At 39.9% G+C, this 20791-nt stretch carries 24 protein-coding genes; 4 read left to right on the forward strand and 20 right to left on the reverse strand.

All coding sequences use genetic code 11. The features are described from left to right. Window positions 1-8: 8 nt before the first annotated feature. Genes CD001_RS01410 through CD001_RS01420 form a run of 3 tightly spaced genes read right to left on the reverse strand, consistent with a single transcriptional unit; the run spans window position 9 to window position 1443 of the window. On the reverse strand, window positions 9-557 hold the full coding sequence (locus tag CD001_RS01410) for an NADH-quinone oxidoreductase subunit C (protein WP_096185862.1): 549 nt from the start codon (window positions 555-557) through the stop codon (window positions 9-11). Then, window positions 554-1081 carry a NuoB/complex I 20 kDa subunit family protein gene (locus tag CD001_RS01415; protein ID WP_096185863.1) on the reverse strand — a complete coding sequence of 176 codons (528 nt, stop codon included), beginning with the start codon at window positions 1079-1081 and terminating at the stop codon, window positions 554-556. Before CD001_RS01415 ends, CD001_RS01410 begins: the two co-directional genes overlap by 4 nt. Next, on the reverse strand, window positions 1072-1443 hold the full coding sequence (locus tag CD001_RS01420; RefSeq protein WP_096185864.1) for an NADH-quinone oxidoreductase subunit A: 372 nt from the start codon (window positions 1441-1443) through the stop codon (window positions 1072-1074). The genes CD001_RS01415 and CD001_RS01420 overlap by 10 nt, the downstream gene beginning before the upstream one ends. A gap of 1952 nt (window positions 1444-3395) precedes the next feature. Between CD001_RS01420 and CD001_RS26755 the strand changes: the two genes are divergently transcribed. Genes CD001_RS26755 through CD001_RS01440 form a run of 4 tightly spaced genes read left to right on the forward strand, consistent with a single transcriptional unit; the run spans window position 3396 to window position 5690 of the window. Continuing rightward, the gene (locus CD001_RS26755) at window positions 3396-3956 is read left to right on the forward strand and encodes a helix-turn-helix transcriptional regulator (protein WP_257009678.1); all 561 of its coding nucleotides are present in this window, start codon (window positions 3396-3398) and stop codon (window positions 3954-3956) included. Between the two features lie 21 nt (window positions 3957-3977). Next, a complete protein-coding gene (locus tag CD001_RS01430; protein WP_096185865.1) occupies window positions 3978-4904 on the forward strand; it encodes an ABC transporter ATP-binding protein in 927 nt (308 codons plus the stop codon). After that, entirely contained in the window at window positions 4897-5241 is a 345-nt protein-coding gene (locus CD001_RS01435; RefSeq protein WP_096185866.1) for a hypothetical protein, read from the forward strand. Before CD001_RS01430 ends, CD001_RS01435 begins: the two co-directional genes overlap by 8 nt. Then, window positions 5166-5690: an ABC transporter permease gene (locus CD001_RS01440; protein ID WP_257009956.1), complete on the forward strand. Its 525-nt coding sequence runs from the start codon at window positions 5166-5168 to the stop codon at window positions 5688-5690. Before CD001_RS01435 ends, CD001_RS01440 begins: the two co-directional genes overlap by 76 nt. Window positions 5691-5845: 155 nt before the next feature. On the opposite strand, the gene CD001_RS01445 is transcribed toward CD001_RS01440, so the two are convergent. From CD001_RS01445 to rpiB, 17 genes are all read right to left on the reverse strand, one after another. Further along, on the reverse strand, window positions 5846-6244 hold the full coding sequence (locus CD001_RS01445) for a F0F1 ATP synthase subunit epsilon (protein WP_407081130.1): 399 nt from the start codon (window positions 6242-6244) through the stop codon (window positions 5846-5848). Window positions 6245-6331: 87 nt separating this feature from the next. Further along, a complete protein-coding gene (gene atpD, locus CD001_RS01450; protein WP_096185869.1) occupies window positions 6332-7744 on the reverse strand; it encodes a F0F1 ATP synthase subunit beta in 1413 nt (470 codons plus the stop codon). Window positions 7745-7817: 73 nt separating this feature from the next. Further along, entirely contained in the window at window positions 7818-8696 is an 879-nt protein-coding gene (atpG, locus tag CD001_RS01455; protein ID WP_096185870.1) for an ATP synthase F1 subunit gamma, read from the reverse strand. A 36-nt stretch (window positions 8697-8732) separates the two neighbouring features. Further along, window positions 8733-10241: a F0F1 ATP synthase subunit alpha gene (gene atpA, locus CD001_RS01460; RefSeq protein ID WP_096185871.1), complete on the reverse strand. Its 1509-nt coding sequence runs from the start codon at window positions 10239-10241 to the stop codon at window positions 8733-8735. Between the two features lie 11 nt (window positions 10242-10252). Continuing rightward, a complete protein-coding gene (locus CD001_RS01465) occupies window positions 10253-10807 on the reverse strand; it encodes a F0F1 ATP synthase subunit delta (protein ID WP_096185872.1) in 555 nt (184 codons plus the stop codon). Next, window positions 10804-11292 (reverse strand): F0F1 ATP synthase subunit B, encoded by a 489-nt coding sequence (gene atpF, locus CD001_RS01470; RefSeq protein ID WP_407081131.1) that lies wholly within the window; start codon window positions 11290-11292, stop codon window positions 10804-10806. The genes CD001_RS01465 and atpF overlap by 4 nt, the downstream gene beginning before the upstream one ends. Before the next feature lie 96 nt (window positions 11293-11388). Beyond that, window positions 11389-11610, reverse strand: coding sequence for a F0F1 ATP synthase subunit C (gene atpE, locus CD001_RS01475; protein ID WP_096185874.1), 222 nt, complete (start codon window positions 11608-11610; stop codon window positions 11389-11391). A gap of 97 nt (window positions 11611-11707) precedes the next feature. Then, window positions 11708-12430: a F0F1 ATP synthase subunit A gene (gene atpB, locus CD001_RS01480; RefSeq protein WP_096185875.1), complete on the reverse strand. Its 723-nt coding sequence runs from the start codon at window positions 12428-12430 to the stop codon at window positions 11708-11710. 69 nt (window positions 12431-12499) lie between these two features. Further along, window positions 12500-12868, reverse strand: a complete 369-nt coding sequence (locus CD001_RS01485; protein ID WP_096185876.1) for an ATP synthase subunit I — start codon at window positions 12866-12868, stop codon at window positions 12500-12502. After that, the gene (locus CD001_RS01490) at window positions 12868-13104 is read right to left on the reverse strand and encodes an AtpZ/AtpI family protein (protein ID WP_096185877.1); all 237 of its coding nucleotides are present in this window, start codon (window positions 13102-13104) and stop codon (window positions 12868-12870) included. Before CD001_RS01490 ends, CD001_RS01485 begins: the two co-directional genes overlap by 1 nt. A 309-nt stretch (window positions 13105-13413) precedes the next feature. Beyond that, window positions 13414-15777 (reverse strand): S8 family serine peptidase, encoded by a 2364-nt coding sequence (locus CD001_RS01495; protein WP_306454053.1) that lies wholly within the window; start codon window positions 15775-15777, stop codon window positions 13414-13416. A 361-nt stretch (window positions 15778-16138) separates the two neighbouring features. Continuing rightward, window positions 16139-16273, reverse strand: coding sequence for a hypothetical protein (locus CD001_RS26760; protein ID WP_257009679.1), 135 nt, complete (start codon window positions 16271-16273; stop codon window positions 16139-16141). Continuing rightward, window positions 16273-16428: a hypothetical protein gene (locus CD001_RS26205; protein WP_179298568.1), complete on the reverse strand. Its 156-nt coding sequence runs from the start codon at window positions 16426-16428 to the stop codon at window positions 16273-16275. The genes CD001_RS26760 and CD001_RS26205 overlap by 1 nt, the downstream gene beginning before the upstream one ends. Before the next feature lie 143 nt (window positions 16429-16571). Beyond that, window positions 16572-17201 (reverse strand): uracil phosphoribosyltransferase, encoded by a 630-nt coding sequence (gene upp, locus CD001_RS01500; RefSeq protein WP_096185878.1) that lies wholly within the window; start codon window positions 17199-17201, stop codon window positions 16572-16574. Window positions 17202-17434: 233 nt separating this feature from the next. Then, window positions 17435-18634, reverse strand: a complete 1200-nt coding sequence (locus tag CD001_RS01505) for a serine hydroxymethyltransferase (protein WP_407081132.1) — start codon at window positions 18632-18634, stop codon at window positions 17435-17437. Between the two features lie 162 nt (window positions 18635-18796). Continuing rightward, window positions 18797-19372, reverse strand: a complete 576-nt coding sequence (locus CD001_RS01510; protein ID WP_096185880.1) for a TIGR01440 family protein — start codon at window positions 19370-19372, stop codon at window positions 18797-18799. Between the two features lie 555 nt (window positions 19373-19927). Next, the gene (rpiB, locus tag CD001_RS01515) at window positions 19928-20365 is read right to left on the reverse strand and encodes a ribose 5-phosphate isomerase B (RefSeq protein WP_096185881.1); all 438 of its coding nucleotides are present in this window, start codon (window positions 20363-20365) and stop codon (window positions 19928-19930) included. Window positions 20366-20791 lie beyond the last annotated feature (426 nt).

Below are 20791 nucleotides of genomic sequence, written 5' to 3' on the forward strand. Positions count from 1 at the left end.
AGCACCCCCTAATCCAAGCCTAGGGCTTTCTTGTCTGTGACATAATCTTTCCTTAACGGATGACCTTCCCAGTCATCTTCTAGTAAAATCCTTTTTAAATTCCAATGACCTGGAAATTCAATGCCGAGCAAGTCATACGTTTCTCGCTCCATATAGTCAGCTGCTTTCCAAATTGATTCAACTGAAACGACTATCGGCTTTTCCCGAGATGTTTTTACTTTGACATATAAGTAGTGATCATTTGTTGTGGAGTAAAAGTTGTAAACGACTTCCATATGTTCATCGTAATCAACTCCGGTAATACAGGAGAGAAAATCAAATTGAAGATCTGAATCATCATGAAGGTATTTGGCAAGTTCGAGCGTCCAATGAGAACTGTCTAAAGTGATTAATGGATTTCCAAAGTTTATCTTTGCTTCTTCGATCACTTCTTTGCCTTGGAGGGAGTTAACTTTTTCTACAATTAAATCAAGAAATTCTTGATTTGGATGAATTTCTGTAACCTCTTCTTGATCTTTTGCTTCCTCTGTTTTTTTCTTGTTTTTCTTATCTGTCATTCTTGATTCACCTTCTCTCCTCTTGCTTCAAGGCGAATCCTTTCACGTAATTTTTCCACACCGTCGAGTAATGCCGGTGGAGTTGGCGGACAACCTGCGATGTATACATCAACAGGAACAATTTTGTCGACACCATTGAGCACGCTGTAGGCTTCTTTATACGGACCGCCACACGTCGCACAAGAGCCCATTGCAATAACCCATTTCGGCTCTGGCATTTGATCATATAACGTCCGAAGTACAGGTGACATTTTTGCTGTTACGGTTCCAGCAACGATCATGACATCAGAATGTCGAGGCGATGCTCTAAAAATAACACCGAATCGGTCAAAGTCATATCTCGCAGCGCCAGTTCCCATCATTTCGATTGCACAGCACGCAAGGCCAAATGTTAGCGGCCATAGCGAGGAGGTTCGCGACCATGCTTTTAACTGTTCTACCTTTGTAAAAAACACATTCTTCTTTACATCTTCCAAAACTCTAGGATCATACTGTTCTGTATCTTGAAACCCTTTTAATTCCATTCGAGCACCTTCTTTTTCCAAGAGTATGCAAGCCCTAATCCTAAAATCAAGATAAATATCAACATGGCATTAAGCCCTACCCAGCCAAGCTGATCTAATGCAACAGCCCACGGGTATAAGAAAACGGTTTCAACGTCAAAAATTATGAATTCGAGCGCTACAATATAGTAGGCTACATGAAACCTTACTTGAGCATCTCCCGTCGGTTCAATCCCGCTTTCATAAGTTGTCAGTTTTTCCTTATAAGGATTGTTTGGCCTTATCAGCCTGCCAAACGTAAGTGCTCCAACTGGAAGTGCAACCCCTAGCAGAATAAAGATCATGACATACACTAAACTGTCATAATAAACGCCCAGATCCATATGTTCACTCCCTTCCGTTTCATATTACAATTTTCAGACAACCCTCCATTCAAATTATAACAAAATCTATCAAAAATTGTCTATATTATTCTGAATTGTCAGATTACTAATGTAGGTACTGTATTTACGTTTGTTATAGTGGTTACTTACCTTCATGACAATTCCAATAAAACTAACTCCCTTATTAAATCGTATTTCCATCTTCTTCAATTCATGACTATCCCTCTTAAACTTGTAGACAGATTAATTGATTTTAGTTTCACAATCATGATTCTTCTTGGAGTTAAAACCTAAGCGCCATCATTTTTGCGCAAGGGGCTTAAATGAGGTTTTTATAGAAACGACACACGACATCCATCACACCGATATGTACTCCCTCCTTTCGTATGGGTGACTTCATTTAAGTCCTTGCCTAAGGTGTTCTCTCGCATAAAGACGATTCATACAGTCCCTTTACTTAAACCGCCTTCACTTTCCTTCATGATTTGTAGTACACGTCCCTCCTTTACTATTGAATTCATTGCTGAAAGAAAATATGTCTAATTACTAAAAACAAAATGTCTTCATTTTTACTTGCGTCGTTATATGGAGTTTACCCTAATGTCTCTGTAGAAGTGTGTAGTTTTTAGGGGAATAGTATATAGAGTTTATTTACATACAATGACTATTTCCGTGGAAATAATTTATCTTTCAACATTCAATCCGGTTTGGTTTATTGCCACGGACAAGATTGTGTTTCGCACTAGTAAATTCGAGCTTTGCTTTAGTTTGTCGTTTAGCGTAGTGATTTCGTGTTTTTTATAGTTTGAAGGACAACACAGCTATTGGTATTTCGACGCAAATTCTCTGCTCTTCGTCACAATTTCTCCTCTCAGATGAATCTTCAAACAGTGTTTGCAGTCGAAAACTTCTCATGACGGTCCTTTTTCTGCTTTTCATACCGTCAAGGATCTCAATTTCTTCTCTTGACGGTCCTTTTTCTGCTTTTCATACCGCCAAGGATCTCAATTTCTTCTCTTGACGGTCCTTTTCCGACTTTTCATACCGTCAAGGAACTCGGAATCTCCTCTTGACGGCACTTTTTCTACTTTTCATACCGTCAAGGAACTCGGAATCTTCTCTTGGCGGTACTATTACCAGCTTTCCTACCGTCAAGGATCTCAGAATCTTCTCTTGACGGTCCTTTTTCTGCTTTTCATACCGTCAAGGAACTCGGAATCTCCTCTTGACGGCATTTTTTCTACTTTTCATACCGTCAAGGGGCTCGCTTTCTCCTCTTGACGGCACTTTTACCGATTTTCATACCGTCAAGGATCTCAATTTCTTCTCTTGACGGTCCTTTTCCTGCTTTACATACCGTCAAGGATCTCGATTTCTCCTCTTGACGGTCCTTTTTCTACTTTTCATACCGTCAAGGAACTCGGAATCTTCTCTTGGCGGTACTATTACCAGCTTTCCTACCGTCAAGGATCTCAGAATCTTCTCTTGACGGTCCTTTTCCTGCTTTACATACCGTCAAGGATCTCGATTTCTCCTCTTGGCGGTACTTTTTCTGCTTTTCATACCGTCAAGGGGCTCACTTTCTCCTCTTGACGGCACTTTTACCGATTTTCATACCGTCAAGGATCTCAATTTCTTCTCTTGACGGTCCTTTTCCTGCTTTTCATACCGCCAAGGAGCTCGAAGTCTTAAAAAGGGTGATTAGAAATATTCCTTGAATCCGTGATAACTGGAGTCAATATACATACACCTACTCGCTTTCCACCGACAATGTTATTTTTCTAAAAGGAACAGTCTATTAGAAAACACACAAAAATAATTTATTCCATCACGGATTCAGGTATTAAATAGCCTTCCATAACAATGTAAACAACTAGTTGTCATATGTACACCAACGGTTTATCGATTTATTGTAGTTGTTCGGATAAACTGAAAATGAAAGGAGGATGAGCATGAAAATTGGTGAACAAATTCGTATGCTACGTAAAAGTGAAAATCTTTCTCAAGAGCAATTAGGCGAAAAACTTAATGTTTCCCGACAAGCTGTTTATAAATGGGAAAGTGATAAAGGATACCCCGATATTCAAAATTTAATAACACTAAGTGAATTGTTTGACATCAGTATAGATGAACTCATCAAAAAAGATAGAGTTTTTCAGCGGAGAATAATAGTAAAAGGCGGGATCGTATCTAATAGACGCCTTTTATCATCGTTAAATTATTTCAGTATTTTTTTCGCTCCTTTCCTATTCCCTTTTATTACGATTTGCGTTGGCGAAACTGATATAAAAGGTCATGGAAAAAAAGCTTTTATATCCCACTCTATTCCGGTGATTATGTACGTAACCTTGATGATGGTATTTTATCTATCTTCGTATTTAACAGGAGCAGATCAACCTAATTCTCTTTTGGTAATCTGCGGTGTAACAATATTCGCGGTTAGCAGCATAAGTGTTGTTATTTGGAATGTGGTTCAGGGAGTCAAAGTGATTAAAAACCACCTTAAAACATGAACATAATGGAGATGATTATTCATGAACAATCAACCAATTATAAAATTAAAAAACGTTAGTAAGACACTTGGTAACAAGACGATTGTAAATGATGTAAGTTTAGATATATATCCCGGTGAAATATTTGGATTATTAGGACCAAATGGGGCCGGAAAAACAACAACCATTCGCATGCTCGTTGGATTAGTGGCAATGACTGAAGGAAAGGTATTCATTAAAGGGGTGGACCTTGAGAAGAATTTCGAACTTGCAATATCTCAAGTTGGAGCTATCGTTGAAAATCCGGAATTATACGATTATTTAACAGGCTATCAAAACTTGATACATTTCTCCCGTATGTCTGGAAATATTTCCAAAAAACGGATTAATCAAATCATTCAGATGATTGGTTTGGAGAGTGCCATTCAATCTAAAGTGAAAACCTATTCGTTAGGTATGCGCCAACGCTTAGGGTTAGGGCAGGCTCTCATGCACTCCCCTTCGGTACTCATTTTAGATGAACCGACAAACGGATTAGATCCATCTGGTATTCGTGAGTTCCGTCAGCTTTTAATAAAGTTAGCAAAGAAAGAAAAAATGGCTGTTCTTGTATCGAGTCATCTCCTCGCTGAAATGGAAATGATCTGTGATCGGATAGGGATTATTCAACATGGTAAATTAATTGATGTTCAATCGGTACAGGACTTTGTTGAATCAGAAAAAGAATTGACTGTAACTTTTACAGTCGATCGAGTTGAATTAGCAAAACAAACTGTACAACAGAATTTCAATAATAAGTCATTTAGTGTAAGTAACAAAACCTTGGAAGTACATCTAGAATACAATCAGGTTCCGCAAGTTACAAAATCCTTAGTGGAAAATGGAATTAAAATATACAGTATAATATCAGCACAGGAAACGCTAGAAGAAAAATTTATCGAAGTGACAGGAGGTCAGCCCATTGTCTAAATTAATAGCTTGTATTAAAAATGAAAACATGAAAATCTATAGTCGTTTAGGAACGAAAATAATGTATGGTTCATTAATTGTAGCAGTGCTTGTTGCTGGCTTAATCCATAACTATTTGCCCGAAGCTCCTGCGTCTATGTGGGAATTTCTATATGTTAATTTAGAAATTTACGTTTCCATCATCGTCTTGTACGCAGTCATTATAGCTGCAGGGAATATTCCAGAAACGAATTTTCTAAAGGCACGATTAAGCTTTTACTCATACGTCCAGTTAGCCGATACAAAGTACTGTTATCAAAATATATCGCTACTATTCTATTTTCACTTAGTATGCTAATTGGAACATTTGCATTGTCTCTTGTTATTGGCGGGTTATTCTTTGGTTTTGGTCCTCCGTCACAAGCGAACTTAATAACAATGAGTGGTAGTCCAGTGGAAAAAGTAATCCCTCATCTGATCAATGTAACTACATTTATCTTTATCGATATGCTGATGATGATTACCATTGCCTTTATGATTTCCACTATTTTTCGTAATAGTGCAATGGCTATTGGTATAGTCGTCTTTTTGAGGTTTGCTGGACCGAATATTGTAATTGCTCTTCATCAATACGATTGGGCAAAGTACATTTTGTTTGCTAATCTGAACTTAAGGCAACACATTGGTGGTGCTTCTTATATAGAAGGGTTGACAATGACCTTTTCCGTCATTACACTTGCTGTATATTTCATTATTTTTATCATCTTAACATGGTGGATATTCAATAAAAGAGACATAACTGCATAGAAAAGTAGTAGAACAAAAAATACTTTATCACAGAATTGCGTGTTAGCAATAGAAACTATCCTTAACCATCTTTCCACACTATATTCCGATTACCGAAAAACAAAAAACACCCTTAAGCACTTTAGCTTGGGGTGTTTTCGTTTAATGTTTTATGTTTATTGCTTCGTACCTGAAACTTCAATACGATTGATCGCTCTTTTCAAGGCTAATTCTGCTCGTTTGAAATCGATATTGTCTCGTTTTGCTTCTTCCAAGCGACGTTCAGCTCGTTCTTTTGCTGCACGTGCACGAGCGATATCGATATCTGATGGGAGTTCAGCAGATTCAGCTAAAATATTTACTTCGTCAGGGCGAACTTCCATAAAACCGCCGCTGACAGCAATGAGCTGAACCTTTGAATCTTTTTTAATTCGAACAGCACCAATGGCTAGTGGTGTCACTAAAGGTAAGTGATTTGCCATAATCCCTAGCTCACCATCTTGTGTTTTTACACTGACCATTTCCACGTGTCCGTCAAATACACTGCCATCAGGAGTGACGACATTTGCTTGCATCGTCTTCACGGTTCACCCTCCTCCTTTAACGAAAGTGTTTGATAACATGGAAACACTATTTCTATTTCCATGTCATTAAATCACTTTTTATTGCATTTCCTTCGCTCTCTCAACAACTTCTTCAATACGTCCTACGAGACGGAAAGCATCCTCTGGGAGGTCATCATACTTCCCTTCAAGAATTTCTTTGAATCCTTTAATTGTCTCTTTAACAGGTACGTAAGATCCTGGCTGACCAGTAAACTGTTCCGCCACGTGGAAATTTTGAGATAAGAAGAACTGAATGCGGCGGGCACGGTGTACCGTTAACTTATCATCATCTGAAAGCTCATCCATACCTAAGATGGCAATAATGTCTTGAAGCTCTTTATACTTTTGCAGCGTTTGCTGTACTTCACGAGCAACTTCATAATGCTCCTCACCAACAACTTCTGGTGAGAGCGCGCGTGATGTAGATGCAAGCGGGTCAACGGCTGGGTAAATACCCATCTCTGAAAGCTTACGCTCAAGGTTTGTCGTTGCATCTAAGTGAGCAAATGCCGTTGCCGGAGCCGGATCTGTGTAGTCATCGGCAGGTACATAAATCGCCTGAATCGATGTAACGGATCCCTTTTTCGTAGATGTAATCCGCTCTTGAAGTTGTCCCATTTCTGTAGCAAGTGTTGGCTGATAACCAACCGCAGAAGGCATACGTCCAAGTAGGGCAGAAACCTCCATACCTGCTTGCGTGAAACGGAAAATGTTGTCGACGAATAAAAGTACGTCTGCACCTTTTTCATCACGGAAGTATTCTGCCATTGTTAAACCTGTTAATGCAACACGCATACGTGCTCCAGGCGGTTCGTTCATTTGACCGAATACCATCGCTGTTTTATTAATAACACCGGAGTCTTTCATTTCGTAGTATAAGTCGTTTCCTTCACGAGTTCGTTCACCTACACCTGCGAATACAGAAATACCACCATGCTCTTGGGCGATGTTATTAATCAACTCTTGAATTAATACGGTTTTACCTACACCGGCTCCACCGAAGAGACCGATTTTTCCACCTTTTACATAAGGGGCTAGAAGGTCTACTACTTTAATACCTGTTTCTAGAATTTCAGTTTTTGTTGATAAATCATCGTATTCTGGCGCTTGACGGTGAATTGGATCACGACGAACATCAGTTGCGACTGGCTCGTCTAAATCGATGTTTTCACCTAATACGTTAAATACACGTCCTAGTGTCTCATCTCCAACTGGAACAGAGATTGGCTTTTCTGTGTTTATTACTTCTAAGCCGCGAACTACTCCATCAGTTGAATCCATCGCAATCGTACGTACAGTATCATCTCCTAGGTGGAGTGCTACTTCTAACGTAAGGTCTACGTCAACTTCACCGGAAGATTCGGCTTTATGTTCAACTTTAAGTGCGTTATATATCTCAGGTAACTGGCCGCGTTCGAATTGTACGTCGACAACTGGACCCATTACTTGAGTGACGCGTCCTTTATTCATCTTCTTTCCTCCTTACTTCCTATATGACCACTAGTCTATGTGAGGATATATTAACTCTCATCCATTACAGCGTTTATTCAAGGGCTGCGGCACCACCGACAATTTCATTAATCTCTTGAGTAATTGCTGCTTGCCTTGCACGGTTATATGAAAGAGTAAGATCATCGATCATATCCTCTGCATTATCTGTCGCAGAGCGCATCGCTGTCATACGTGCTCCGAATTCACTAGCCTTCGCATCGAGTAATGAACCGAATATTAAGCTCTCTGCGTAATGAGGTAATAATTGTTCCAAAATGACGTCGGGATTAGGCTCGTATAAATAGTCTAACCTTCCACCTGCTTGCCCTTCATTCGTCTCTTCTCCATCAAATTCATTTAATGGAAGAAGCTTTGTTTCCGTCACTTTTTGACTAATTGCACTGACAAAGTGGTTGTAATGTAAGTACACTTCGTCAAAAATTTCATCCGTAAACATTTGAACAGTGGTGGAAGCAATATTTTTAATATCCGAGTATTCAACCTGATCGGAAAGGCCAATAATCTCTTGATAAATCGGCATACCACGCTTTTTGAAAAAATCACGGCCTATTCGTCCGATGACAACAATCCCGTACTCATCTTCAGATTCATGCCGCTCATTAATAAGGTTTAATGTTTGGCGTAACAAACCACTGTTGTATGCACCACATAAGCCACGATCTGAAGTAATGACAACGTACGCTGTCTTTTTTATTTCATCGCGTGTCTCAAGCATCGGGTGCGATACGTCACTCCCCGAAGCAATACTTGCAACAACTTCACGAATTTTTTCAGTATATGGGAAAAAGGACTGTGCTTTTGTCTGCGCCCGGTTCAGCTTTGCCGCTGACACCATTTCCATCGCTTTTGTGATTTGTTTTGTTTTCTTTTTCGAGTTAATGCTCGTTTTTATATCTTTCATTGAAGCCACTGTTCTTCACCACCTTTGCTTTCCAGAGGTTGTTTATTACTTAGATGAGCTAAACGTCTTTTTGAATGCTTCAATTGCTTGTTTAAGAGCATCTTCATCTGGAAGCGTTCCAGTCTCTTTAATATGAGTGAAGAGGTCTTTATGATTATGTTCAAAGAACGTGAATAGCTCCGATTCAAAACGGCGTACATCATCGACTTCGATATCATCTAAGAAGCCTTTTGTTAGCGCATAAAGGATAACAACTTGTTTTTCGACAGCTAAAGGCTGGTGAAGTCCTTGTTTAAGTACTTCAACTGTACGTGCACCACGGTTTAGCTTCGCTTGTGTTGCTTTGTCCAGATCAGATCCGAACTGAGCAAATGCTTCAAGTTCACGATAAGAAGCTAAGTCAAGACGTAATGTACCTGCTACTTTTTTCATCGCTTTAACCTGTGCAGATCCACCTACACGTGATACGGATAAACCAGCGTTTACCGCAGGACGTACACCTGAGAAGAACAGGTCAGATTCTAAGAAAATCTGTCCATCAGTAATCGAAATTACGTTAGTTGGGATATACGCCGAAACGTCACCAGCTTGAGTTTCGATAAATGGAAGTGCAGTTAAAGAACCTGCTCCTTTATCATCACTTAGTTTCGCTGCACGTTCTAGTAAACGTGAATGTAAATAGAATACATCCCCTGGATATGCTTCACGGCCTGGAGGACGACGTAATAATAAGGAAAGTTCACGATATGCAGATGCCTGTTTTGTTAAGTCATCATAAATGACGAGTACGTGCTTTCCGTTATACATGAACTCCTCACCCATCGATACCCCTGCATATGGTGCAAGGAATAATAATGGTGCAGGTTGAGAAGCACTTGCAGAAACAACGATTGTGTAATCTAATGCACCGTGCTGACGAAGTGTATCAACAACACCTGCTACAGTAGATTCCTTTTGACCAATCGCAACATAAATACAAATCATATCTTCATCTTTTTGGTTTAAAATTGTGTCGATTGCAATTGCTGTTTTACCTGTTTGGCGGTCTCCGATGATTAACTCACGCTGACCACGTCCAATAGGAATTAAGGAGTCGATCGCTTTTACACCTGTTTGTAGTGGTTCATGAACGGATTTACGATCCATAACCCCTGGAGCAGGACTTTCAATAGGACGAGTTTTCGTTGTTTCTACAGGACCTTTACCATCAATTGGCTGCCCTAAAGAGTTAACAACACGTCCTAAAAGCTCTTCACCAACAGGAACTTCCATAATACGTCCTGTACGACGGACTTCGTCACCTTCACGAATATCTGTGTAAGGCCCTAAAATAATAATACCTACAGTGCTTTCTTCGAGGTTTTGAGCCATCCCCATAACACCGTTCGAAAATTCTAAAAGCTCGCCGGCCATAACGTTTTCTAGACCGTGAGCAACAGCAATTCCGTCCCCGATTCGGATGACGGTACCAACATCATTTACTTCAATTTCAGATTGATAACCTTCAATCTGCTTTTTTATTAGAGAGCTGATCTCATCGGCTCTGATGCTCATTTCGTTCACCCCTATCTACTAACGTTCCCAAATATCATACGCTGCTGGATGCGATCTAGTTGATTAGCAACACTGCCATCATAAATACGATCGCCAATACGTACCTTCAACCCGCCTATGATGTCTTTATCAATGACGTTTTCTATTAGCAGCTTTTGTTTTCCAGCGATGTTTTTAAATACATCTGTTATAGCGCTTTTCTCTTCTTCATTCAGCGGTTTTGCTGTAATGACAGTTGCTTCTGCAACTCCTTGTTCTTCATTTACAAGAGCCTTAAAATTATCCGTTATTGAAAAGATAGCTTCTTCTCTTTTACGGTCGACAAGAATATAAAGAAGATTTATTATCGCATCACTCACTTGAGAGGTAAACACCTCTTTAATGATGTCTTTTTTCACATCGTTTGACACCTTTGGGTGTTTGAACACTTCGTCAAGAAGCTTCGTATCATCAAGTACTTGTGAAACAACTTGCAACTCTTCTAATGTTTGATCTAGCTTTTTGTTTTCTTTAGCATGTTCAAACATTGCAGTTGCATAGCGGAAACCTACTGGGTGCCTTCTCATAGATCTTCGCCTACTTCTTTAAGAGTTTCCTGGATTAATTTTTCTTGTTCTTTTTCATCCAGCTCTTTTTCAATTACTTTTGCTGCCACAAGAACAGATAAACTAGAAACTTGTTCACGTAGTGCAGAAATTGCTTGTTCTTTTTCCTGTTGGATTTCTGCTAAAGCTGTATCTTTTATACGCTCAGCGTCTTGTCGTGCACTCGTAACGATGTCACTTGCTTGTTGTTCGCTGATTTTTTTCGCATTTTCGACAATTTCTTTTGCTTCTGTATGCGCTTTTTGAATGGCTTCGCGCTGTTCAGCTAAAAACTTCTCCGCCTCTTCACGGTTCTTTTCTGCTGAAGAAATTTGTTCCGCAATGTGCTTTTCCCGCTTTTCCATCATGTTCATGACAGGACCGAAGGCAAACTTCTTCAATAGTAAAAGAAGGACGAAAAATGCTACTAGCTGATAAATCGCATCAAGCCAAGTAAATTCTTGAATCAAACTATTCGCCTCCTTATCTTTCGGTCATACATAAGGAATGGCGAAGATTGTAAAATAAACGTTCTCCGCCATTTCAGACTTTCCATTAAATCATTATAGTTGTAGGTATAACAAAATGGACATAACGACACCGATAATTGGAAGTGCCTCAACTAACGGAATACCGATGAACATTACAGTTTGTAGTGGACCACGCATTTCTGGTTGACGAGTAATCCCTTGTAATGTTGAACTTACAACGATGGCAACACCAAAAGCACCACCGATTGCTGCTAAACCTGCTACGATTCCTACTGCAAGAGCAGTTAAACCCATAATAAAATCCTCCTTTAATATCTCATATAATAATTTTTTGTATGATGTAACGCCCTATTAGAGCCACATTACCAATTTTCATAGAAACTTATGTTTCTTAGTGTTCATCATTGACTTTGTGTGCCATGTATACCATTGTCAGCATACAGAATACGAACGCTTGTAAGCTTCCGATAAACACACCGAATCCTTGCCACACAATTGTTGGTAGGAATGCAAAAATCCCCCACATCACGGATGATGTCCCTAACCCAACAAGCATAACCATGAGAACTTCTTTCGCGTATACGTTACCAAATAAACGCATTCCCAATGTTAATGTGTTGGAAATTTCCTCTAAAATCTTGAATGGAAATAGAAATGCTTTCGGACGGAAATAATCCTTTCCATATTCTTTCGGTCCTTTTAAGGCAATTCCATAAATGTGAGTCAAGACAATCACCATTAAGGCTAACGATAACGTTAAAATCGGGTCAGATGTCGGTGATTTCCACCAGACTACATGATCTTTAGTTGCCAGCTCAAAAGGAATACCTGCCATATTCGCCACAAAGACGTAAAGAATAATTGTAATTCCTAACATAATGAAATGTTTCCCTTGTTTCCAGTCCATGTTACTTGAAATAATGTTTTTAATAAACTGGATAAGATACTCCAAAGCATTTTGTGCACCTGTCGGATACATTTTCACCTTTCTTGCCATAAAGAAGGAGACAAAGAAGATGATTGTACATGTTGCAGTAATCATCAAAATGTTAGACAGATTAACTGCAAATGCGGGATTATCAAACAGGTGGATGATCGGAAAATAGTGATCCATATGTTCTCACCTCTTTCTTGTAATGCTCTCTCGCTGTCCACTGCTCCCACACATAAATACAGCGGCTAGTTATTTAAATTGCTTCATCTGAATGATAGGTCCGAACATCACCAAAAGATAGGTGACGGCTAAACCTATGATCACACCGACTAAGTCAAAGGTGTCCGGGAATTCTAGGGCAATGATGAACGCTACAACGACTGTGAACAACCTTGTTACCGTTCCGAATGAGAACCTGTATTTCCTTTCAGTCATTACTTGTCCAAGTCGTTTCACTTGCAAATATGTACTTAGAAAATTCACAAGACTGAAGCTCGCCCCTAATGCGAGCCCAAGGAAAAATGACGTTTCGCTCATAAAAAAAGCGGCAACAAGGAAGACAGAAATAGCTGTCAATGTAAAGAATGTGTAACGTTTTGCGATAGTCGTATAATCCATTAAGATGACTCTTCCCTTAGAAATTGTCGGATGACGATAAAAATACCAGATACAGCTGCTCCGATGCCCAGCACTAATCCGATTATGAGGAACAACCCATTTCCATGTAACCTTTCATCTACCCATCTTCCGCCTAATAAACCAATGACGATCGATCCAATGACGTAAGAACTAAGGGTTGTCATAATCGTCAACGCTTTCATCGTCTGACGAATCTTGGAAGGTTGTTCTGGCATTTCCCTCACCTTTTTTGTGAGACGTCGATTCCCCTAAAAAATGGAGGAATATCCTTTGTAATCGTACACTAGCGGTGGGTATCTGTCAATGAATATCCTATTAAAAAAGCGCTTCCAATGGTATCCAATCAACAGATCATATCCATAAAAATTCATACCTCTTATTATACATAAATTAGTGGTGCGTGTCTTTGCAATTTTGGGAAAAATTAAAGTTTGAAAATTCTCATAACTATTGTTTGAAATCGAGTTTTAAAAGGGGAAATAACGAGGACTGGCTTCAGCAACATCGTTGCGAAGCCAGTATGTTTATTCTTTCCATTCACCAATGTACACGTCTCTTTCAATCGTATCTTCTTGACCGTCCTGTTCTGCAAAAATGAGCGCTTTGTACAAGCCAGGTGGAACCCCTTCAATTTTCAGCCTATGTTCATACATCCCTCTTTCCAAATCTTCCTGAACGTCAATATAATCAATAAAACGGAACGTATCTGGATCGTAAAGGGCGATACCGAACGTTTCTGCCCCTCCTGGGAAATAGACTTCATATTGATACATATTTTTTTCTGTCGTTTGCTCTAACATAAATGCCATTAATCTAGGATAATCAGGCTCCTCAACGAAAAACACATACGGAACCTGTATCGACTCATCCTCACTCTTCACTACAATGACATCGTGATAGATCCCTTCTTCAAATACAGAAGGCAAAACGTCCATTGTCACGGTCACCGTTCTTTTCTCACCTGGTATTAAATAAAGTGAGAAAGGCACCTTCCATTGTACACCGTCAGGCACTTCAAATGGCGGTTCGATCGTGTAACGCTTTCTTTCGTCAGATATATTTTCGATCGTAATGTCAACGGATTTTTCTAACCTTCTATCGTCTCTTGACCATTTCCCAAATGAAACAGCCCCTGGATATACAAGAGATTCTACTGTTAATGCACGGTCTATTTGAATCCTCCCTGTTCCTTGTACGTGTGGAGGATACAGGTTTTCATCTTGATCGACGATTGGTTTTGCTGTATTCATTAACGCTGCTTTTACTTGGTCCGGTGTCCAATCAGGGTATTTCTGTTTAAGTAACGCTGCAGCCCCTGCTACGTGAGGAGCTGACATACTCGTACCGTTCAAATCTAAATAACCTCTTGGAACCGTACTATCAATCGCTACACCCGGTGCAACTAAATCCGGTTTTATTGACCAAGTATGTGTTACGGGACCTCTAGAGCTAAAAGGTGCCATCAAATCTTCTTCTTCACGATAAATCGTTCTTATATAGACGTCTTCTTTTTCGAGCTTGCTTTTCAAGTGATTACCGACTTCTTTCGAGACACTGACTACAGGAATATCAACAGGCTCTTCAAGCATGCCGGAAAACTCGCCGTCTACGTGATTATATACAATTAACGCTTCTGCACCTGCTTGCTTTGCAAGCTTCGCTTTGTACGTAAAAGAGATTTGTCCGCGTTCTGCAATGACGATTTTCCCCCGAACATCGGCATTGTGATAGTCTTCTTCTTTCCCTAAACCGACATCGTAAGCAGGAAATTCCCTTTTTAACTCCCACGGCTCTGATTGCTGCATTGGTATAACTGGAATTTCAACGTCACTGTTACGTTCAGTCGTTAAATAAGGTATTTTCATCGGTGGTGTCGATGCGCCTACTGAAATTGCTTTTGATGAAGTCCCTGGTGATCCGACCGTCCACAAATTTGGTCCGCTGTTCCCATTAGATGTTACGGCTACTACCCCTTCTTCCACAGCTTTATCAAGAGCAATACTCGTCGGCCAATCTGGACCATTTACGGTGTTTCCTAACGAAAGATTAATGACATCAACGCCATCTTCAACTGCTTTTTCGATTGCTTCAATGACTTGTTCTGTCGTTCCCATACCGGTTGGTCCGAGCGCTCGGTAAGCATATATTTCAGCGTCAGGAGCCACCCCTTGTAACCGCCCGTTTGCTGCAATAATTCCAGCTACGTGCGTTCCGTGAAAGGTCGGCATTCCTTCCCCTTTTTGTGTTTCCATTGGATCTGTGTCTTCATCTATCACATCGTATCCACCGCGGAAGTTATTTTTTAGATCAGGGTGATGATAATCAATCCCGGTATCAATGACCGCTACTTTTACTCCTTTACCGGTTATTTCTTCACCATTACGAGCAAATTTATTTCGCAAATTCTCATTACGAATAAAAGGAATGCTTTCATCTAGTGTCGGTTCATAATAAGCAACCTCATCGACACGAGTTATTCCTTCTGTTTGCCTTAACTCGTCCGCAACTTTTCTAGACGTTTTAATTGAAAATCCGTTGTACAGCTTCGTAAACGTTTTTCTCTTTTCAATAGTAGGGAAGCTCTCCATTACTGCTTCTAACGTTTCATGTGGACATTGTTCAGCCTCGATAATAAAGATGGCTTGTTCATCTTCATTTGTAGGCGGCTTTGGTCTTTCAGGGAAAAATACAGTAGATGTCTCAGAATCCATTTGATCCTCACTATAAACGAGGTTCGGTCCAGCTGCCATCATCATGATCATAATGATGACGACGACTTTTATTGGTAAAGTGAAGGTTTTTTTGTGACAGCCTTTATGTATAAAGTTTTGAAAAAGCATATGAAATAAGGGTTTACTATGATCATTAAATAACGTTACATTTTTCATTTATTTCTCATCCCTTCTCCCTCGTCCAACTACGGTAGTAAGCTGATTTTCATATCATATTTACTATCAACCTGAAAAACGGGGAGCGAATGAAGTAACCTTTCTATCACCTGCTCATCCCGTCTTCCATCTACATTCTCTCGATTATTCGTTCCCTTATCATGCCAAAAAAATAAACATTTCATTCAACGAAAAAAGTTCGGGGACCTGGTCCCCGAACTTTTTTAAAATTGGCAGGATTTTAATTATTCTATGTTGAATGGAGACAGGTTGAGCGTTCATTCGACTATGAAAGAAAAACAAAACTCTTATGCTTTCGTCGTGCAAGTCTTAATGTTAATCGCGGCATCCTTAGTTGCACTTATACGATCGTCATTCGTTTTTTGAATTCTAATAGAACTAAGAAAAGCGCTGTTGCCTCTTCCTCTTCTAGCATCGCTCTGTTGTTATATCCGTCAACCCGGCAATACGCCACGTCCTGTGGCATGCCCGGCATTAGGACGTCCTGTCCGTCGAGACACCTCGTAGCCTGTTTGGACGCAACTTCTCTCCAGTTTGACGCAACTTCTCTCCAGTTTGACGCAACTTCTCTTCAGTTTGGCGCAACTTCTCTCCAGTTTGACGCAACTTCTCTTCAGTTTGGCGCAACAACTCTTTACTCGTGTAGTAAACGCTCGTGCCTGAAGCTAGACAGCAATCGAGAGATTGATAATTTATACTTACTTAACCTTTAAAAATAGATGCGAACCTATTTAGATTCGCACCTTTATGCATATACTCGCTATCAAATTTGATTACTTCGTACCAAATAGTCTATCCCCAGCATCGCCTAATCCAGGAACAATGTATCCTTTTTCATTTAACTTCTCATCCATAGCTGCAAGGTAAATATCGATATCCGGATGTTCCTTTTGAACAACCTCTACCCCTTCTGGTGCAGCAACGAGACACATTAATTTTATATTTTTTGCCCCTCTTTTTTTAATCGAGTTAATTGCTTCAACTGCAGATCCACCTGTTGCAAGCATCGGATCAATGACAATTAGTTCACGCTCTTCAATATCATTTGGAAGCTTTACGTAATATTCAACAGGCTTCAACGTTTCCGGATCACGGTACAAGCCAACATGACCTACCTTTGCCGCAGGAATCAATGTTAAAATGCCATCAACCATTCCTAATCCTGCTCTTAAAATCGGTATCAAGCCAAGCTTTTTACCAGCAATCAATTGACTTTTCGCTGGCCCAACCGGAGTTTCTATTTCCACGTCTTCAAGCGGCAAATGCCTCGTAATTTCAAAAGCCATTAAACTTGCCACTTCATCGACAAGCTCACGAAACTCTTTCGTTCCTGTGTTTTTATCTCTTATGTAAGTTAGCTTATGCTGAATTAATGGATGGTCTAAAACGTACACATTACTCATCGTACCACTCCTATTTTTTATATGGAATATTTGTTGTTGAAGCGCTTTGAAATAACGAAACGAGACTGCTACATAAGGTTTTATTCAAGCTAAAATCCCATCTCTTTCTTACACTCTTTGCAAATTTTACATAAAAAGCTCTGTCGATTCAAGCTGTTTTTTTACGGAGAATAGGATGATCTCCATACGAATGGGCAGGCTATATCGTTCAGCCCGCCCAAAATGATCGTTTCTTATAGGTTCTCATACAAAGGATACTGTGCTGTCAGCTTTTCTACTTCTTCCTTTGCTGCACGCAACACTTCTTCTTTATCGATTCCTTTTAAAACATCAGCCATGATTTTTCCGACGCTGATCATGTCTTCTTCTTTAAAACCTCTCGATGTTACCGCAGCTGTACCAAGGCGTAATCCACTAGTAACAAAAGGACTTTCAGGATCGAACGGAATCGTATTTTTATTCGTTGTAATACCTACTCGATCTAACGTTTCTTCTGCTACCTTACCTGTTATGTTTAAATTGCGTAAATCGAGAAGGACTAAATGATTATCAGTTCCGCCAGATACGAGATCGACTCCTTCATTTTTCAAAGAATCTGCCAACGCACTTGCATTATTCTTCACTTGCTCGGCATATGCTTTAAATTCAGCAGTCATTACTTCCCCTAATGCGACTGCTTTTGCCGCGATTACGTGCATTAATGGGCCTCCTTGAAGACCAGGGAAGATCGCTTTATCAATCTTCTTAGCAAATTCTTCTTTACATAAAATCATCCCGCCGCGTGGTCCGCGCAATGTTTTATGTGTCGTCGTTGTAACGAAATCTGCATACGGAACCGGGTTCGGATGAAGGTTCGCAGCAACAAGGCCGGCAATATGAGCCATATCTACCATTAAATAAGCACCGACTTCATCAGCAATTTCTCTGAACTTTTGAAAGTCAATCTCTCTCGAATAGGCACTTGCTCCCGCAACGATTAACTTAGGTTGATGTGTCACCGCTTTTTCACGAACATCTTCATACACAATTTGTCCTGTTTTTTCATCGACACCATAATCGACGAATTCGTATTGCTTACCACTAAAGTTCACAGGACTTCCATGTGTTAAGTGCCCGCCGTGTGACAAGTTCATCCCTAAAACGGTGTCACCTTGTTCAAGAATCGTAAAATAAACAGCCATGTTTGCTTGTGCACCTGAATGTGGTTGTACATTGGCATGGTCAGCACCAAAGATTTTCTTTGCTCGATCTCTTGCGATGTTTTCCGCTACATCGACATGCTCACATCCGCCATAGTAACGTTTACTCGGATACCCTTCTGCGTATTTGTTCGTTAGAACTGAGCCTTGTGCTTCCATAACTGCTTTTGACACAAAATTTTCCGATGCAATCAATTCAATATTAGACTGCTGCCTTTTTAATTCTGCATCCATTGCTGCAAATAGTTCTGCATCTTGTGTTCTTATTTCACTTAATGGTTCCACTTTCGTTGTTGTCATCCGTATTGCCTCCTTTATTTCGTTTACAGGGTATTTACTAAATGATCGATTTAAGCATCCTCTCAATATTATATGAATGATTTTGCTTGAGGGCTATCAATCACAAGTCTCATTATTTGTCGAAAAGTGATAAATTGCCCGCTCTCCGCCAATTAGCTTCGGACGTGTTCTTGCATAAGTGATATTCGCTTCTCCTATGCGTTTAACTGACGTCCTTACTGGAACAGCAACTCGTTTTAAGTGCATCCCGATAAATGTATCCCCAATGTCAATCCCGGCATCTGCTTGGATTTCTTCGAGTAACACTGGCTCTTCAAACTGCTTAAAAGCATAGGCAGCCATTGATCCTCCAGCTTTTGGAGCTGGGATCGCGTGAACAGTTTCACTTTTCATCTTAATAGCTAATTGCTTTTCAACGACGAGAGCACGATTTAAATGCTCACAACATTGAAAAGCAAGGTTTATGTCTGTTTCTTCTTGGAATGTTCGTAATGCCTTCCAAATCGCTGAAGCAACCTCCACTGTACCAGCTTTACCAATATGTTTTCCAGTTACTTCACTTGTACTCGTTCCAACGACAAATGTTTGATCAGCACTTAAACCGGATGCAAGCTGAAACTCTCGTAACCCTTTCAACAAGCTTTGTTCTACTTGTTCTCCATTGACATCCATGTTTCGTCCCCCTTTGAAAGAGTCATTAGAGGTTTACAAAGGCTCTTTTTCTACACTTTCATACTCATTTATGAATCCGACCGTATACTTTTCACGAATGTATTCTGAATCTTAAGTCCTTGCAGGAGCTACGAGTATGTATACTACAAGACGAGCATTCATCTTTTTAATTTTATTAAAAGTGTTTATGCTATTGAGTTGAATCATCCATACGATCGTTCCAATCTGTTACTAGCGGACGCTTTCACTCCAGAGCACAAATGCGACACCTACTCTTGCTACACTTCGTTTGTATCTGTAGTGTCTTCGTTGCAGCAACAGGTAGATAATTCGTGAAGAAAACGCTAATCGCTGGGGTAGCCGCCTTTCACTTCTTCGAATTTTCAATAAATCAACAGTCTATGCGAAAGAGACTGAAAAAAGTATCATTTTTTTACAAATAAGCTGCCTCAATAGTAAAGTGCAAGGCATTCCAACTTTCACTACTTAAAAATCGTTCCTTTTTCAACGATATTCTTCAGCGGCTGGATAGCCAAGCACAATTGAGACAGCCCGTTAGTTTTCGTATTGCGTAATCTTATTTACCCGTGTTTCGTGTCTGCCACCTTCAAATTCTGTACTTAACCAAACTCTAGCAATTTCAGTAGCAAGGCCAGGTCCTATGACACGTTCCCCCATCGCTAAAACATTTGTATCGTTATGCTCTCTCGTCACTTTTGCAGTAAATAAATCATGGACGAGTGCACAGCGAACACCCTTTACTTTGTTTGCTGCGATAGACATGCCAATCCCTGTACCACAAATGACAATTCCTCGGTCTACTTCTCCAGCTGCGACCTTTTCAGCAACAGGAATACCATAATCAGGATAGTCGACCGAATCCGAACAATCACAACCGATATCCACATAGTCAATATTCATATCGTTTAATAACGATTTTATTTCTTCTTTTAAATTGTACCCGCCATGATCTGAACCAATTGCAACTTTCATAATATCCTCCTTTTATGTTGAAGGCGATGATGACCTTTGTTGTTTTCTTTCATATTTTATAGTAAAACAGTGTGAAAGTACACGTCCACCAAAATCAAAAATGTCACGATCACCAAAATTGAATATATAGCTATATTCAACTTTTTGTTAAAACGTTTTTAGCAAACGAATTTCATGCTTAGTCAGTCGTAGTGGCGAATTCCTTCGTTTACGTTATATGATCGTCCATAGCTTTGATATATGCGATTGTCCCCACTGTTTTTAGCTACACCAAGATTGAAAAACAAAGTCTTACACTCATTTATAGAGGATGTTCAAAAAGTCCGGGAAAAATAGATTTCGTATCTCTGCGTTAACTCGTTTTTCCGTTACTCTCGTATTAACACCATACGCTCCGTGACTCAAAATTTCGTCGCATTGATCTAC

The organism is Evansella halocellulosilytica, assembly GCF_002335745.1.
Lineage (GTDB): Bacteria > Bacillota > Bacilli > Bacillales > Salisediminibacteriaceae > Bacillus_CA > Bacillus_CA halocellulosilytica.

Coding starts and splice junctions, on each gene's coding strand:
- rpiB (WP_096185881.1), bottom strand. CDS start 20,365: ATGAAAGTTGCAATTGGTTCAGATCATGGCGGGTACAATTTAAAAGAA.
- atpB (WP_096185875.1), bottom strand. CDS start 12,430: ATGGATCACTATTTTCCGATCATCCACCTGTTTGATAATCCCGCATTT.
- CD001_RS01420 (WP_096185864.1), bottom strand. CDS start 1,443: ATGGATCTGGGCGTTTATTATGACAGTTTAGTGTATGTCATGATCTTT.
- atpA (WP_096185871.1), bottom strand. CDS start 10,241: ATGAGCATCAGAGCCGATGAGATCAGCTCTCTAATAAAAAAGCAGATT.
- CD001_RS01445 (WP_407081130.1), bottom strand. CDS start 6,244: ATGCAAGCAAATGTCGTCACTCCTGATGGCAGTGTATTTGACGGACAC.
- CD001_RS01415 (WP_096185863.1), bottom strand. CDS start 1,081: ATGGAATTAAAAGGGTTTCAAGATACAGAACAGTATGATCCTAGAGTT.
- CD001_RS26760 (WP_257009679.1), bottom strand. CDS start 16,273: ATGCCGGGCATGCCACAGGACGTGGCGTATTGCCGGGTTGACGGATAT.
- atpE (WP_096185874.1), bottom strand. CDS start 11,610: ATGGGTTTAACTGCTCTTGCAGTAGGAATCGTAGCAGGTTTAGCAGCA.
- upp (WP_096185878.1), bottom strand. CDS start 17,201: ATGAGTAATGTGTACGTTTTAGACCATCCATTAATTCAGCATAAGCTA.
- CD001_RS01505 (WP_407081132.1), bottom strand. CDS start 18,634: ATGGATGCAGAATTAAAAAGGCAGCAGTCTAATATTGAATTGATTGCA.
- CD001_RS01485 (WP_096185876.1), bottom strand. CDS start 12,868: ATGGATTATACGACTATCGCAAAACGTTACACATTCTTTACATTGACA.
- atpD (WP_096185869.1), bottom strand. CDS start 7,744: ATGAATAAAGGACGCGTCACTCAAGTAATGGGTCCAGTTGTCGACGTA.
- CD001_RS26755 (WP_257009678.1), top strand. CDS start 3,396: ATGAAAATTGGTGAACAAATTCGTATGCTACGTAAAAGTGAAAATCTT.
- CD001_RS01410 (WP_096185862.1), bottom strand. CDS start 557: ATGACAGATAAGAAAAACAAGAAAAAAACAGAGGAAGCAAAAGATCAA.
- CD001_RS01430 (WP_096185865.1), top strand. CDS start 3,978: ATGAACAATCAACCAATTATAAAATTAAAAAACGTTAGTAAGACACTT.
- CD001_RS01510 (WP_096185880.1), bottom strand. CDS start 19,372: ATGGATGTCAATGGAGAACAAGTAGAACAAAGCTTGTTGAAAGGGTTA.
- CD001_RS01490 (WP_096185877.1), bottom strand. CDS start 13,104: ATGCCAGAACAACCTTCCAAGATTCGTCAGACGATGAAAGCGTTGACG.
- CD001_RS01465 (WP_096185872.1), bottom strand. CDS start 10,807: ATGAGAAGGCACCCAGTAGGTTTCCGCTATGCAACTGCAATGTTTGAA.
- CD001_RS01495 (WP_306454053.1), bottom strand. CDS start 15,777: ATGAAAAATGTAACGTTATTTAATGATCATAGTAAACCCTTATTTCAT.